The organism is Sphingobium sp. S6, assembly GCF_905120495.1.
GTDB classification, from domain to species: Bacteria; Pseudomonadota; Alphaproteobacteria; order Sphingomonadales; family Sphingomonadaceae; genus Sphingobium; species Sphingobium agri.
In genome coordinates this window covers 458,777-473,159 of record NZ_CAJHOG010000002.1, presented here as the reverse complement: position 1 = coordinate 473,159, position 14,383 = coordinate 458,777, and the positions used below count along the sequence as shown (strand labels likewise).

Annotated in this window: 13 protein-coding genes; 11 read left to right on the top strand and 2 right to left on the bottom strand. The window is 62.0% G+C overall.

What is annotated here, in order from left to right:
- The first annotated feature begins 25 nt into the window (after window positions 1-25).
- The 3 genes from SPHS8_RS09435 to SPHS8_RS09425 all read left to right on the top strand — a co-directional run bounded on the left by SPHS8_RS09435 (window position 26) and on the right by SPHS8_RS09425 (window position 3,465).
- A complete protein-coding gene (locus SPHS8_RS09435) occupies window positions 26-1,144 on the top strand; it encodes a Ppx/GppA phosphatase family protein (RefSeq protein ID WP_201515264.1) in 1,119 nt (372 codons plus the stop codon).
- The gene (locus SPHS8_RS09430; RefSeq protein ID WP_201515263.1) at window positions 1,141-1,815 is read left to right on the top strand and encodes an RlmE family RNA methyltransferase; all 675 of its coding nucleotides are present in this window, start codon (window positions 1,141-1,143) and stop codon (window positions 1,813-1,815) included. The genes SPHS8_RS09435 and SPHS8_RS09430 overlap by 4 nt, the downstream gene beginning before the upstream one ends.
- 141 nt (window positions 1,816-1,956) lie before the next feature.
- Window positions 1,957-3,465: a YifB family Mg chelatase-like AAA ATPase gene (locus tag SPHS8_RS09425; RefSeq protein ID WP_201515262.1), complete on the top strand. Its 1,509-nt coding sequence runs from the start codon at window positions 1,957-1,959 to the stop codon at window positions 3,463-3,465.
- A gap of 23 nt (window positions 3,466-3,488) precedes the next feature.
- Here SPHS8_RS09425 and SPHS8_RS09420 read toward each other — a convergent pair whose 3' ends face one another.
- Together SPHS8_RS09420 and SPHS8_RS09415 are read right to left on the bottom strand one after the other, a co-directional pair.
- Window positions 3,489-4,634 (bottom strand): M23 family metallopeptidase, encoded by a 1,146-nt coding sequence (locus SPHS8_RS09420; protein ID WP_201515261.1) that lies wholly within the window; start codon window positions 4,632-4,634, stop codon window positions 3,489-3,491.
- A 186-nt stretch (window positions 4,635-4,820) separates the two neighbouring features.
- Window positions 4,821-7,103: a putative bifunctional diguanylate cyclase/phosphodiesterase gene (locus SPHS8_RS09415; RefSeq protein WP_201515260.1), complete on the bottom strand. Its 2,283-nt coding sequence runs from the start codon at window positions 7,101-7,103 to the stop codon at window positions 4,821-4,823.
- 365 nt (window positions 7,104-7,468) lie between these two features.
- On the opposite strand from SPHS8_RS09415, the gene rpsL reads away from it, so the two are divergent.
- From rpsL to SPHS8_RS09375, 8 genes are all read left to right on the top strand, one after another.
- The gene (gene rpsL / locus SPHS8_RS09410) at window positions 7,469-7,840 is read left to right on the top strand and encodes a 30S ribosomal protein S12 (RefSeq protein ID WP_007686591.1); all 372 of its coding nucleotides are present in this window, start codon (window positions 7,469-7,471) and stop codon (window positions 7,838-7,840) included.
- A 13-nt stretch (window positions 7,841-7,853) separates the two neighbouring features.
- On the top strand, window positions 7,854-8,324 hold the full coding sequence (gene rpsG, locus SPHS8_RS09405) for a 30S ribosomal protein S7 (protein ID WP_013847768.1): 471 nt from the start codon (window positions 7,854-7,856) through the stop codon (window positions 8,322-8,324).
- Between the two features lie 153 nt (window positions 8,325-8,477).
- The gene (fusA, locus tag SPHS8_RS09400; protein WP_097090701.1) at window positions 8,478-10,571 is read left to right on the top strand and encodes an elongation factor G; all 2,094 of its coding nucleotides are present in this window, start codon (window positions 8,478-8,480) and stop codon (window positions 10,569-10,571) included.
- Between the two features lie 135 nt (window positions 10,572-10,706).
- On the top strand, window positions 10,707-11,897 hold the full coding sequence (gene tuf, locus SPHS8_RS09395; protein ID WP_097090702.1) for an elongation factor Tu: 1,191 nt from the start codon (window positions 10,707-10,709) through the stop codon (window positions 11,895-11,897).
- Between the two features lie 209 nt (window positions 11,898-12,106).
- Window positions 12,107-12,415, top strand: a complete 309-nt coding sequence (rpsJ, locus tag SPHS8_RS09390) for a 30S ribosomal protein S10 (protein WP_007686587.1) — start codon at window positions 12,107-12,109, stop codon at window positions 12,413-12,415.
- A 274-nt stretch (window positions 12,416-12,689) separates the two neighbouring features.
- Window positions 12,690-13,445: a 50S ribosomal protein L3 gene (rplC, locus tag SPHS8_RS09385; RefSeq protein WP_097090703.1), complete on the top strand. Its 756-nt coding sequence runs from the start codon at window positions 12,690-12,692 to the stop codon at window positions 13,443-13,445.
- 2 nt (window positions 13,446-13,447) lie between these two features.
- Window positions 13,448-14,071 (top strand): 50S ribosomal protein L4, encoded by a 624-nt coding sequence (rplD, locus tag SPHS8_RS09380; protein WP_201515259.1) that lies wholly within the window; start codon window positions 13,448-13,450, stop codon window positions 14,069-14,071.
- Entirely contained in the window at window positions 14,064-14,381 is a 318-nt protein-coding gene (locus SPHS8_RS09375) for a 50S ribosomal protein L23 (protein ID WP_201515258.1), read from the top strand. Before rplD ends, SPHS8_RS09375 begins: the two co-directional genes overlap by 8 nt.
- Window positions 14,382-14,383 lie beyond the last annotated feature (2 nt).

The following is a 14,383-nucleotide window of genomic DNA, read 5'->3' as shown; positions in this document are numbered from 1 at the left end:
GGCGAAGAAGAAAAGTGATCCGGCCATGGTGCAGCAAAGCCGCCCATCGCCGCAGAGTTCCGGTCCCGCCGGGGGCGCTTCGGGCAAGAACGCTCGTTCCGGCCAGGGTAATGGGAGCAAGGCTGCGGCCATACCTCCCCCGTCAAAGCAGCGGGGCTCATTGCCTCATCCATCGCGAGGGCGGCGTTCCTATGCGGCGATCGATCTCGGCACCAACAATTGCCGCCTGCTGATTGCCAAGCCCTCTGCAGATGGCTTCATCGTTGTCGATGCCTTTTCGCGGATCGTCCGCCTTGGTGAGGGGCTGGCCGCTACGGGCCGGATCAGCGATGCTGCCATCGAACGCGCAATCGCGGCGCTCTCGGTTTGTGCTGACAAGTTGCGGCGCAGGCATGTGACGCTTGCGCGATCCGTCGCGACCGAAGCATGCCGCCGCGCAGCCAACGGCGCGGAGTTCATCCAGCGCGTCTATCGGGAGACGGGGATCGCTCTCGACATCATCAGCGCGCAGGAAGAGGCGCGGCTGGCAGTCATGGGCTGTCACGCACTGCTTGAGCCCGGCGATGGCCCTGCCTTGATCTTCGATATAGGCGGCGGGTCGACCGAGCTGGTTCTGGTCGATGCAAATAGGGAAAGTGCGCCGCACATCGTCGATTGGGTCAGCGCGCCTTGGGGCGTGGTTTCCCTAACCGAAAGCGAACTGTTCGATCATGCGGACCAGAGCGAGCGCTTGGCGGCATATGCGCGAATGCGGTCGCGGGTGGCGGAAGCCTTTGCGCCTCTCGCCCGCCGCTTGCCGCAAGCCGATTGTTCGATGCGCCTGCTCGGCACCTCGGGAACGGTGACAACGCTGGCGAGCGTCCATCTTAATCTGCCGCGCTATGACCGGCAGGCGATCGACGGGCTGATCGTGCCTTCGACGTCAATGCGATCGATCTCCAGCAGATTGTCCACCATGTCGCTCGCCGAACGGCAGAAGCTGCCTTGCATCGGATCGGAACGCGCCGACCTTGTGGTGGCCGGATGCGCGATCCTTGAATCGATTCTTGATATATGGCCCGCCGAGAGGTTGGGCGTCGCTGATCGCGGTATTCGCGAAGGTATATTGCGCGGCCTGATGGATCGCGATGGAGCAATGATGTGAGAGGCGGCGGAGCCGGCAAGGTTCGGGTCAAATCGGCCAAGGGACGGACGGCGCAATCGACGCGCTGGCTCGAGCGGCAGTTGAACGATCCCTATGTCCGCAAGGCGAAGGCGGAAGGCTGGAGAAGCCGGGCAGCCTTCAAGCTGATTGAACTTGATGAGAAGTTCCACTTCGTGAAGGGCTCTCGCGCGGTAGTCGATCTGGGGGTAGCGCCGGGGGGGTGGGCACAGGTGGTGCGCAAGCTGTCGCCCAGGGCCAAGGTTGTGGGCATCGACCTGTTGCCGACGGACCCGATCCCTGGCGTCACCCTGTTCGAAATGGACTTCATGGATGACAAGGCGCCTGTTGTTCTCGCCGAAGCGCTAGGCGATGCACCCGATCTTGTGATTTCAGACATGGCCGCGAATACCGTGGGTCATGCGCAGACAGATCATTTGCGCACCATGGCCCTGGTCGAAGCAGCGGCATGGTTTGCCGTGGAAAATCTTCGCAAAGGCGGCACCTTTGTCGCGAAGGTGTTCGCGGGCGGCACGGATGCCGATCTGCTGGCGGTGTTGAAGCAGCATTTTACGACGATCAAGCATGCCAAGCCGCCCGCCAGCCGCAAGGGCAGCGTGGAATGGTATGTCGTCGCGCAAGGGTTCAAGGGGCGGCCCGGCGAACAGGGCTGACGCTGCTTTAGAGCGCGCTGCGTTCATCGGACGCAGGTCGCGCGCGTTAGTTTTTGTTATCGCATCGTTTTAAGCTGGAAACCGGTTCCCACTTTTGCGCACGATGCTCTAGAGCGGCATTTTCAGGATAGCGGGGGCACATTGGTTTCGACGGTATCGACGGTCGCCTATCTCGGGCTGGATGCGCGCAGCGTGGAAGTGCAATGCCAGCTTGTTCCGGGCCTCCCGAACTTCATCCTGGTTGGTTTGCCGGACAAGGCCGTGGCGGAAAGCCGCGAGCGGGTGCGCAACGCCATTGCGGCGATCGGCCTCTCCTTGCCGCCCAAACGGATCACCGTGAACCTATCGCCCGCCGACCTCCCCAAGGAAGGTTCGCATTTCGATCTGCCGATCGCACTGGCCTTGCTGGGCGCCATGGGGGTGATCAATGCCGAGACGCTGGCGGGCTATGTCGTCGTGGGTGAGCTGGGGCTGGACGGCCGCATCGCTTCGACGCCCGGCGTGCTGCTTGCAGCACTGCATGCGGGCGAAAAGGAACTCGGCCTCATTTGTCCCGTCGCTCAAGGACCGGAAGCCGCTTGGGCAGGGCAGGTGGAAGTTGTCGCAGCGCCTGATCTGCTGAGCTTGCTCAACCATCTGAAAGGAAGCGCCGCGCTGTCCCCTCCGCAGCCAGGAACAGTGGAAGTCCCTCCGCGCGCCGCTGACCTGCGTCAGGTCAAGGGGCAGGAAACGGCCAAGCGTGCGTTGGAGATTGCGGCAGCTGGCGGACATAATCTCCTGATGGTCGGACCGCCAGGTGCGGGCAAGTCGCTGATGGCGAGCTGTCTGCCCGGCATTCTTCCCGAACTGACTCCGGGCGAGGCGTTGGAAACGTCCATGGTGGCTAGCGTGGCCGGATCCCTTGAAGGCGGCCGCATCAGCCGGGCGCGGCCTTTTCGTAGCCCACATCACAGCGCTTCGATGGCGGCGCTGGTCGGCGGCGGGCACAAGGCCCGGCCCGGTGAGGTCAGCATGGCCCATCTGGGCGTCCTTTTTCTCGATGAACTGCCGGAGTTCCAGCGCACCGTTCTCGATTCCTTGCGTCAGCCGCTCGAGACGGGAGAGGTCACGGTGGCGCGTGCGAATGCGCATGTGACATTCCCTGCACGGGTACAGCTCGTTGCGGCGATGAACCCCTGCCGCTGCGGCCATCTGGGCGATCCCGCCCTTGCCTGCTCCCGGGCGCCGCGCTGCGCTGCGGACTATCAGGCAAAGGTCTCGGGTCCGCTGCTCGACCGCATCGACTTGCATGTAGAGGTGCAGGCGGTCACGGCGGCGGACCTTGTCTTGCCTCCACCCATGGAGGGGTCGGCAGAGATCGCCGCCCGGGTGTCGGCGGCGCGTGAGATACAGACCCAGCGTTATGCCGGAACGCGTGTCCGCACCAATGCGGAAGTGGACGGAGAGAAGCTGGAGGATATTGCCGGACCCGATGCCGCCGGACGGGAATTGCTGGCACAAGCGGCAGCCGCGATGAAGCTTTCTGCGCGGGGCTATACCCGCGTGCTACGCGTCGCGCGAACCATAGCGGATCTCGCGGGATCGGAGCAGGTTGGCCGAGTCCATGTGGCCGAAGCGCTCAGCTACCGTCGACGCGCTCCAATCAACTGATCCTCGCGCGTGCCAGGCAGAGGTTAGCCGCGGTTACGGACTCCGGCGGCTCGGGTGGCTGCTAGTTGCTGGACTTGCCGCACGTTCCGGGACGCCTGGAGGAATGGGCGTGGATTGACGGGCTGCCCGTTTATGCGGACCTCAAAGTGAAGATGGTCACCGGTCGAGCGGCCGGTCGATCCCATGCGTGCGATTTGCTGGCCCTGTGTAACCTTCCTGCCGACGTCGGTGCTGAAGCCCGACAGATGAGCGTAGCGGGTCATAATGCCGTTGCTGTGCGCAACCTCGATCACATTGCCATAGCCGCTGCGCTGTCCGACGAAGGTGACCTTGCCCGCTGCGGCGGCGAGTATCGGCTCTCCATGCCTGCCGGGAAAGTCTATGCCGGCATGGAAAGCCGCGTGGCCGTTGAAGGGGTCGCGGCGGTAGCCATAGGAGCTTGACTGCATCGGCGCCATCGTTGGACGGCCGGACGGAATGGTCTTCAAGCTGGCTTCCAAAAGCTCCATCCGCGCCAGAGCGTCGGCAAGATGTTCCATTTCCTGCGGCATCGAAGCTTGTGTTTCAGGCCACGGTACGAAGGGACCGCCCTGCGCCCGGGCGGCGGTGCGCACCAATGCTTCCGGATTGAGGCCGAGGCTTTGGATGGCGTGCGCCGTTTGGTCCGCCCGACGCCTGACTGCATGCGTTAGAAGCGCTGCGAAGCGGCGCTGCCGCGCATCGATGGCTTGCAGGGGTTTGGCATCCGCAGCCGCACCGAGGCGCAGCTTTTCCGCACGTGCGCCCGCTACCTGTTTCGATGCTTCAGCCCGCGCGCCGTCAACCCCCGCCTCGTCTTCGCCAAAGTGGGCACGATAGAGGTCGTCCATGAAGTCCTGCCGTGCCTCCAACTCGCGTGTGCGTTGTTCCACCGACTTGCGATAGCGCTCGCTTTTGCTGGTAGCGGCAGCAACGGCCCTGCTTTGTGCAGTGATCGCGGCGCGTTCCCGCGCAATATCGGCGCGGGTCGTCGCCACCGACAGGACCAGAGCCATTGCACCCAGCAGCAGCGAAAGCAGGATGGCTGCAATTCCGAATTGGGCAGCACTGGTGACGCGTATGGACCGCAGCTTCCCGCCCGTTCCGACGACAATTTCGCGCTCTGGGCAGAACTCCGTGATCCTGCTCATCAAGCCCGACAGGCGCAACTTACTCGGCTGTAACAATGACGACCCCACACTCGATCCTTGGAGAATCGGGCCGCTAGCAAAAGGAGCACGGGCAAGCGAATCCGCCACGGCTGAGTCGTGACGAATCGAAATCTGCGCGGGGCGGAACGTGCCTGAGTTCCCCTGGTTCCTCCTCAGGAGAAATAATTATGCCTTTTTCGGCTGCATCTCGGGGAAGAGGTTAAGCAGCGCGGGAACAGCATCAGCCGGCACTGCCGCGCCGAAATGAAAACCCTGCGCATAATGGCAGCCTCCGGCGCGGAGATAGTCGACCTGGCGGATATTCTCGACGCCTTCCGCAACGGTGCGAATGCCCAGGCTATAGGCTAGGTTCAGCAAGGTTCTGACGATCGCGGCGTCGTCCGGGTCCGTTTCGAGGTCGCGGACGAACCGCTGGTCGATCTTTATGATGTCGATGGGGAACTGCTTGAGGTGCGAAAGCGACGCATAGCCGGTTACGAAATCGTCCAGCGCGATGGAAATGCCTGCAGCACTCAATTGGTGAAGGCTCCGCTCCACGACCTCGGCGTTACGGCCCAGAAAGACTGATTCGGTTACTTCCAGCTCGATGCCAGAAGCCGGCACGCCCCTCTGTTCAAGCTTGGATAGCAATCGATCAGGAAAACTGCTGTCGTGAAGTTCGACGCCCGGCACATTGATCGCGACATGCCCGATGACCATCCCCTGATCCTGCCATTGTCGGCAGTCCAGTAGAACCCTGTCCAGCATCCTGTCATTGATCGTGCGGCCCAGTTCCGAATGTTCGAACGCCGCCGCGATTTCGGCGGGCATGATCACGGAGCCATCGGGCCGCACGCATCTCAGCAGTGCCTCGAAGCCGATGACGGCGCCGGTCGATAGATCGATCTTGGGCTGATACCACGGGACAGGGGGCGCATGGAGCAAAGCGTCTCGGGCGCGATCCAGCATTCGCGCTTCCCGCTGCCAGCGGTCGAGCAGGCTAGGTTCGAAAAGGCATGCGCGTCCTCGTCCGCCGTTCTTCGCCTCGTAAAGAGCGATGTCGGCAAACTTCATCAGTTCCGCAATGTCCCCGGCATGCTCAGGGAACAGGGCGACGCCCATGCTGACACGGCAATCGACATCGCGGTTGCCGTAAGCAAGTGGTTGATGAAGTTGGGCTGTCATCCGTGCCAGCACCACCTCCAGATCGGACGCATTGCGCAGGCGCGTCAACAGGACAGCGAATTCGTCGCCGCCCATGCGTGCGACCAGGTCGCCGGGCCGCACCGCTTTCCGCAGCCGTTCCGCCACGGCGCTGAGGAGGGCGTCGCCGACATCATGTCCGGCGCTGTCGTTGATCCGCTTGAACTCGTCGACATCGATCAACACGACTGCCATCTGGCCGCCAGCATGGCCTGTCGAACCCGCAGCCTGCGTCAGCGTCGCCATGAAATGGGAGCGGTTGGCCAGGCCGGTGAGCGCGTCAGTCATGGCGAGATGCGCAAGGTGCCGCTCGGCATCCTTGCGATCAGTGATGTCGACGATGCTGGAAAGGACGCAATCCTCGTCATCCACCCGGATCGAGCGGGTGGCGAGCAGCACGTCGTGGATCAGCCCATCCTTGCCGGCAATGCGGCATTCCTGATTGTCGAGGGGTTCACCGCTGACAATCCGTTCGCGAAGGTTGGCCTGCGCCGAAGATCCTTCGCCCAGCAGGTGAACGCGGGAAATATCCTCAGAGCCAAAGGTGCGTGCTGCGGCATTGTTGAAGCGCACAACGGTCCCGTCCTGCCGCGTCACCAGCAGGGGGATGGGGACGCTCATGAACATGCGCTCCAATGTTTCGCCGTTGCGGGCCAGCGCGGCTCTGGCCGTGTTGGCGGCTTGGCTTGCCATCCATGCCAAACGCTGCAGCCGGTTGGTCCGCACGATGGTGATCCACATGCCGCAATGCAGGATCAGCACGGCCAGGATCATGCCGGGCATCGTTGCTGAAACGGGGGCAGGCGCCAGATAGCCTATGAGGAGCGCAATGCCGCATCCCAGACCACCGCCGAAATTGCCCCTGAAACTCGTTGGCACCACGAGGTAGAATATGAGCGGCAGCATGAGGAGCACAAACAGCGCGATGTCACTGCGGGAGGTGACAAGGAAAGCCACGCCGATCGCGGTTACGACTTGCCAGGCGCAGCAAAGCCGCTCGACCTTCTGGAACGAATCCAGCTCGCGGCTGAGATACAGGCAGATGAGGGACCACAGCACAACGGCGAGACGTGCTGGCACCGCGATCCAGAAATGCGAGGTGCCCGCAAAGCGCCAGTCGCTCAGCAGGAACAGCGCGTTGAGGACGACCGAAAAGATAAAGAGCGTGCGGGCGTGGCGGCGCGACTCAGGGAGGCGCTCTGCTTGAAACGCCGTTTCCTGCGCCCGGCTGAGAAACTCACCGGTAAAGAGAGAAAGATGGGTCACGGCCAGTCCATGTCGGCGCTCCCAGTGGCGCCACCGGAAAAACAATAGGTTGACCCGGTTATCAATTCCCTAAGAGACCGTTCACCATGTCGGAACGTTTCCGGAACAAGCCCGTGTCGCGCCGTCCTTGACCGGGTAACGCTGCGCCGTTATAGGCGCGCCTGCCCAGCGTTTCTCGGCCGGTGAAGATTCGTTTTCGCTGGTGGATGCTATGTGAGGCAAAACAGAGCTGAACATTGCCGGTGCTCTTGCGGCTCCAGACGGTTCATCCGTCGGGGCTTTTGCTGTTTGGAGGCTTGTCCTTTTCAGGCTGCGAAGAACGCGGGAATGCTTGCGGTAAAGTAACTGAAAAGGTGAAGGGCTTCATGCCAACAATCAACCAGCTGGTCCGCAAGGGCCGCGAGCTGCAGAAGACCAAGTCGAAGGTCCCTGCAATGGAAGCGAACCCGCAAAAGCGCGGCGTTTGCACCCGTGTTTACACGACGACCCCGAAGAAGCCGAACTCGGCTCTCCGTAAGGTGGCGAAGGTGCGTCTGGTCAACCAGCGCGAAGTCATCACCTACATCCCGGGTGAAGGCCACAACCTTCAGGAGCACAGCGTTGTGCTGATCCGCGGCGGCCGCGTACGCGACCTTCCCGGTGTGCGCTATCACGTGCTGCGCGGCGTTCTGGATACCCAAGGCGTCAAGGACCGTAAGCAGAGCCGTTCGAAGTACGGCGCGAAGCGTCCGAAGTAAGGGAGACTAAAGCATGTCACGTCGTCGTCGCCCCGAAAAGCGCGTTATTCTGCCCGATCCCAAGTTTGGCGATATCGTGCTGTCGAAGTTCATGAACAGCATCATGCAGGACGGTAAGAAGGCCGTCGCCGAGTCCATCGTTTACGGTGCGCTCGAAACTGTCGAAGCGAAGTCCAAGAAGGACCCGATCGGCATGTTCCATGATGCGCTCAACAATGTGAAGCCCGGCATCGAAGTCCGCAGCCGCCGCGTTGGCGGTGCGACCTACCAGGTCCCCGTCGAAGTGCGCCCCGAGCGCGCCCAGGCGCTGGCGATCCGCTGGCTGATCACGGCTTCGCGCAACCGCAGCGAAACCACCATGGCCGCTCGTCTCTCGGGTGAGCTGCTGGATGCTGCCAACAACCGCGGCAATGCCGTCAAGAAGCGCGAAGACACGCACCGCATGGCGGAAGCGAACCGCGCCTTCTCGCACTACCGCTGGTAAAGAGGGGCGGGCGCTGACGTGCCCGCTTTTCATTTCTGGTTTTGAATATCGGTCCGTTCGCCGTGGGGCTACCCATGGCGGACGGATTGGTTTAGGGGCCAGCCGCAAGACTCATTCACTTGACCGCCGGCGCGCCGGCAACGGAGAAGCATCATGGCCCGCAGCCATCCGCTCGAACGCTATCGCAATTTCGGTATCATGGCGCATATCGACGCCGGCAAGACCACCACGACCGAGCGTATTCTTTACTACACCGGCAAGTCCTACAAGATCGGCGAAGTCCATGACGGTGCCGCCACCATGGACTGGATGGAGCAGGAGCAGGAGCGTGGTATCACCATCACGTCGGCTGCGACCACCTGCGTGTGGAAGGCCGAAGAGGGCAAAGGCCCCGAGCATCGCCTGAACATCATCGACACCCCTGGCCACGTCGACTTCACCATCGAAGTCGAGCGTTCGCTGCGCGTGCTTGACGGCGCGGTCGCTGCGTTCGACGGCGTTGCGGGCGTTGAGCCCCAGTCGGAAACCGTGTGGCGCCAGGCGGACAAGTACAAGGTTCCGCGGATGTGCTTCATCAACAAGCTCGACCGCACCGGTGCCAACTTCTATTATTGCGTGCAGACGATCATCGATCGCCTGGGCGCGACTCCCGCTGTCCTCTATCTGCCCATCGGCGCGGAATCGGATTTCAAAGGCCTGGTCGACCTCGTCAATGATCGCGCGATCATCTGGAAGGACGAGAATCTGGGTGCAGAGTTCACCTATGAAGCGATCCCGGACGATCTGGCCGACAAGGCCGCTGAATATCGTGAAAAGCTGATCGAACTCGCCGTCGAGCAGGACGACGAGGCGATGGAAGCCTATCTCGAAGGCAACATCCCCGACGCCGCCACGCTCAAGAAGCTGATCCGCAAGGGTACGCTCAATCAATCGTTCGTGCCGGTACTGTGTGGCTCGGCGTTCAAGAACAAGGGCGTCCAGCCGCTGCTCGACGCGGTCGTCGATTATCTGCCTTCGCCGCTCGACATCGAGGACGTGCAGGGCATCAACCCGAATACCGAAGAGCCCGACAGCCGTCCGACCTCGGACGACGCGCCCTTCTCGGGTCTGGCGTTTAAGATCATGAACGACCCGTTCGTGGGCTCGCTCACCTTCCTGCGCATCTATTCCGGCACCCTGACCAAGGGCACCTATCTGAACTCGGTCAAGGACAAGAAGGAAAAGATCGGCCGCATGCTGCTGATGCATGCCAACAGCCGTGAAGACATCGAGGCGGCCTATGCGGGTGACATCGTCGCGCTGGCCGGCATGAAGGAAACCACCACCGGTGATACGCTGTGCGCCGAGCGCCAGCCGATCATCCTGGAGCGGATGGAATTCCCTGAGCCGGTTATCGAACTGTCGGTGGAACCCAAGACTAAGGCTGACCAGGAAAAGATGGGCGTGGCGCTCAACCGTCTGGCTGCCGAAGATCCGTCCTTCCGCGTTACGACCGATCACGAATCGGGTCAGACGATCATCAAGGGCATGGGTGAACTTCACCTCGAAATCCTGGTCGACCGCATGAAGCGCGAGTTCAAGGTCGAGGCGAATGTCGGCGCGCCGCAGGTGGCCTATCGCGAGTATCTGAAGAAGCCCGTCGATATTGACTACACCCACAAGAAGCAGTCGGGCGGCACTGGCCAGTTCGGCCGCATCAAGGTGAAGCTGACGCCGGGTGAGCGCGGTGCGGGCATCATCTTCAAGGATGAGATCAAGGGCGGTAACATTCCCAAGGAATATATCCCCGCGATCGAAAAGGGCATGCGCGAGACGGCGGCCACTGGCTCGCTCATCGGCTTCCCGATCATCGACTTCGAAATCCTGCTCTATGACGGCGCCTACCACGACGTCGACTCGTCTGCGCTGGCGTTCGAAATCACCGGTCGCGCAGCAATGCGCGAAGCGGCGCAAAAGTCGGGCATCACCCTGCTCGAGCCGGTCATGAAGGTCGAAGTTGTCACCCCGGAAGAATATCTGGGCGACGTCATCGGCGACATGAACAGCCGTCGTGGCCAGATCCAGGGCACCGATACGCGCGGCAACGCGCAGGTGGTCGAGGCCATGGTGCCGCTGGCCAACATGTTCGGCTATGTAAACTCGCTGCGTTCCTTCACCCAGGGCCGTGCGAACTACTCGATGATCTTCTCCCACTATGACGAAGTGCCGCAGAATGTGGCGGACGAAGTCAAGGCGAAGATGGCCTGATGATTTTCCTTGGCCGGGCCGTGCAGGCGGCTCGGTTAGGGGCTGGTAATCTGTAAATTTGCTGCTATGGACGCGCCTTCGCGAGGCGCGGCCGAGCGGTCTGACCAAGCTGATTTGATTAGAAGGTAGGAAAAAATGGCTAAGGCTAAGTTTGAGCGGAACAAGCCGCACTGCAACATCGGCACCATCGGTCACGTTGACCATGGCAAGACCTCGCTGACCGCGGCGATCACCAAGGTTCTCGCCGAAACCGGCGGCGCGACCTTCGTCGACTACGCCAACATCGACAAGGCGCCCGAAGAGCGCGAGCGCGGCATCACCATCTCGACCGCGCACGTCGAATATGAGACCGAAGCCCGTCACTATGCGCACGTCGACTGCCCGGGTCACGCTGACTACGTCAAGAACATGATCACCGGTGCGGCCCAGATGGACGGCGCGATCCTCGTCGTTTCGGCCACCGATGGCCCGATGCCGCAGACCCGCGAGCACATCCTGCTCGCCAAGCAGGTCGGCGTTCCCCAGCTGGTCGTGTTCATGAACAAGGTCGACCTGGTCGATGATCCGGAAATCCTGGAACTCGTCGAGCTGGAGATCCGCGAACTGCTGTCGTCCTACGACTTCGACGGCGACAACATCCCCGTCATCCCCGGTTCGGCCGTGAAGGCGCTGGACGGTTCGAACGACGAAATCGGCCGCGAAGCTGTTCTGAAGCTGATGGCTGCCGTCGACAGCTTCATCCCGCAGCCGGAGCGTCCGGTTGACAAGCCCTTCCTGATGCCGATCGAAGACGTGTTCTCGATTTCGGGTCGTGGTACGGTTGTGACCGGCCGCGTTGAAACCGGCATCGTCAAGGTTGGTGAGGAAGTCGAGATCGTCGGCATCCGCGACACCCGCAAGACCACCGTCACCGGCGTTGAAATGTTCCGCAAGCTGCTCGATCAGGGTGAGGCCGGCGACAACATCGGTGCCCTGGTTCGTGGCGTTGGCCGTGAAGACGTTGAGCGTGGCCAGGTTCTGGCGAAGCCCGGTTCGGTTACGCCGCACACCGAGTTCGACGCTGAAGTCTACGTGCTGTCGAAGGAAGAAGGCGGCCGTCACACCCCGTTCTTCGCGAACTATCGTCCGCAGTTCTACTTCCGCACCACGGACGTCACCGGCGAAGTTATCCTGCCCGAGGGCACGGAGATGGTCATGCCCGGTGACAACGTTAAGCTCGGCGTGAAGCTCATCGCGCCGATCGCGATGGACTCGGGTCTGCGCTTCGCCATCCGCGAAGGTGGCCGCACCGTCGGCGCCGGGGTTGTCGGCACGATCTCGAAGTAATATAGGACCGCAGCGGCGCGGATCGCCTGATTCGCGCCGCTCGAATTTTCTACCGCCCCGGATCGCCTTTCTCCGGCTCTTGCTGAGCTAGAAGGGCAGAAAACGGGGCGGATATTTTTTGATGGTGCATTCTCACAAGTCATCGGCTGCTCCAGCTGATTTCTGAAAATGCTCCAGGTTTTTGGCTCTTTCGCATCGGTACAGGAACAATGGACAGCAACATCCGCATTCGCCTCAAGGCGTTCGATCATCGCGTGCTCGATCAGGCGACCGGCGACATCGCCGACACCGCCCGCCGCACCGGCGCCCTCATTCGCGGTCCGATTCCCCTTCCGACGCGCATCGAAAAGTTCACGGTCAATCGTGGCCCGCACATCGACAAGAAGTCGCGCGAGCAGTTCGAGGTCCGTACATACAAGCGCATGCTTGACATTGTGCAGCCGACGCCGCAGACGGTCGACGCGCTGATGAAGCTGGACTTGGCTGCCGGCGTGAACGTGGAAATCAAGCTGGCCTAAAGCTGGCAAGTCCCTGCCAACCCGAAAGGCTGGCAGGGTATCGGGCGTTCTGGCTTGCCAGGAGCTCAAACGACACAAGGGATACCGCACGGCCCCTCCGGTGAACCGGAATGGCTCGTGGTCCTGGTCCCCCGTCGCCTTCCCCGAGCAGGGGTCGGCATCCAACCCGGACGGGGTGATTGTTAATTGGGTTGGCCGCGAGGGAGGGATCCTGAGCGGTTTTTTCGTTGGATACGCCCGCTGCTAAGGCGGGCCTCTATGGGAGTAATCAGTGATGCGCACAGGCGTGATCGCTAAGAAAGTCGGGATGACCCGTCTGTTCCAGGAGGACGGACGTCATATTCCCGTTACGGTTCTGGCCCTTGAGGGCAATCAGGTCGTGGCCCGCAAGGAAGTCGATCGTGACGGTTATGTCGCGGTTCAGCTCGGTGCGGGTGTTGCGAAGGTCAAGAATGTCGCCAAGCCGCAGCGTGGCCATTTCGCCAAGGCGGAAGTGGAGCCGAAGGCGCGTTTGGTCGAATTCCGTGTCGCCGAGGATGCGCTCCTCGATGTCGGCGCCGAGATCGCAGCCGATCATTTCATCGCCGGCCAACTGGTCGACGTCGCTGGCCACACCCAGGGTAAGGGTTTCGCCGGTGCCATGAAGCGCTGGGGCTTCGGCGGTATGCGCGCCACGCACGGCGTGTCCATCAGCCACCGTGCCCATGGTTCGACCGGTAATCGCCAGGACCCGGGCCGCGTCTTCAAGAACAAGAAGATGGCGGGTCATATGGGTGATCGCGAGCGCACGCAGCAGAATCTCGAAATCGTTCGCACGGACGTCGAGCGCGGCCTGCTGTTCGTCAAGGGCAGCGTTCCGGGCGCAAAGGGCACCTGGTTGACCGTCAGCGATGCCGTCAAGGTGAAGCGTCCTGCCGACGCTCCTTATCCGGCGAGCCTCAAGCAGGCTGCCAACAGCAACAACGCTCCGGCCGAGACGCCCGCTGAAGAAGCGGCTGCTCCCGAAGCGACCGAAGGCCAGGAGGGCTAATCATGAAGGTCAATGTACAGACCCTCGACGCGCAGGCCGCTGGCGATGTGGAGCTGAACGATGCCGTGTTCGGTGTCGAGCCCCGCACCGACATCCTGCACCGCGTCGTGCTCTGGCAGCTCGAGAAGCGCCGCGCTCCGGCGCGTGCTACCCGTGAGCGTTCGGACGTTGCCCGCACGGGCAAGAAGTTCGGCCGCCAGAAGGGTGGCGGTACGGCTCGTCATGGCGACCGCAAGGCGCCGGTGTTCATCGGCGGTGGTAAGGCGCACGGTGCCCGTGCCCGCACGTTCGGTCACGACCTCAACAAGAAGGTTCGTGCGCTCGGCCTGAAAATGGCCCTGTCGTCGAAGGCCAAGGACGGATCGCTGATCGTTCTCGACAATCTCGACGTAGCGGAAGGCAAGACCCAGGCTCTGGTCGCGCATCTCGCCAAGCTGAACCTCAACAAGGCGCTGTTCATCGACGGTGACGCAGTGAATGTCAGCTTCGCGAAGGCTTCGGCGAACATCGTCGGCGTGGACCTGCTGCCGGCCGTCGGCGCCAATGTCTACGACATCCTGAGGGCGGATTCGCTGGTGCTGACGCGCGCCGCGGTCGAAAAGCTGGAGGCGCGTTTCAATGGCTAAGAAAGAAGCCGCGAAGGTCGACAGCCGTCATTACGACGTCGTCGTCGCCCCGGTCATCACCGAGAAGTCGACCCTTCTCTCCGAAAACAACGCCGTGGTCTTCAAGGTCGCCAATGACGCGACCAAGCCGGAAATCAAGGCTGCCGTCGAAGCGCTCTGGGGCGTGACCGTGAAGAGCGTGAACACGCTGGTGGCCAAGGGCAAGACCAAGAAGTGGAAGGGTAAGCCTTACACCCGGTCTGACGTGAAGAAGGCGATCGTTCGTCTGGCTGACGGCCAGTCGATCGACATCACCGAAGGAGTGCGCTGACC

Bases quoted from the DNA above. Each gene is read 5' to 3' on its own strand.
- fusA (WP_097090701.1), top strand. From the start codon at position 8,478: ATGGCCCGCAGCCATCCGCTCGAACGCTATCGCAATTTCGGTATCATG.
- tuf (WP_097090702.1), top strand. From the start codon at position 10,707: ATGGCTAAGGCTAAGTTTGAGCGGAACAAGCCGCACTGCAACATCGGC.
- rplC (WP_097090703.1), top strand. From the start codon at position 12,690: ATGCGCACAGGCGTGATCGCTAAGAAAGTCGGGATGACCCGTCTGTTC.
- rplD (WP_201515259.1), top strand. From the start codon at position 13,448: ATGAAGGTCAATGTACAGACCCTCGACGCGCAGGCCGCTGGCGATGTG.
- rpsL (WP_007686591.1), top strand. From the start codon at position 7,469: ATGCCAACAATCAACCAGCTGGTCCGCAAGGGCCGCGAGCTGCAGAAG.
- SPHS8_RS09435 (WP_201515264.1), top strand. From the start codon at position 26: ATGGTGCAGCAAAGCCGCCCATCGCCGCAGAGTTCCGGTCCCGCCGGG.
- rpsJ (WP_007686587.1), top strand. From the start codon at position 12,107: ATGGACAGCAACATCCGCATTCGCCTCAAGGCGTTCGATCATCGCGTG.
- rpsG (WP_013847768.1), top strand. From the start codon at position 7,854: ATGTCACGTCGTCGTCGCCCCGAAAAGCGCGTTATTCTGCCCGATCCC.
- SPHS8_RS09420 (WP_201515261.1), bottom strand. From the start codon at position 4,634: ATGAGCAGGATCACGGAGTTCTGCCCAGAGCGCGAAATTGTCGTCGGA.
- SPHS8_RS09375 (WP_201515258.1), top strand. From the start codon at position 14,064: ATGGCTAAGAAAGAAGCCGCGAAGGTCGACAGCCGTCATTACGACGTC.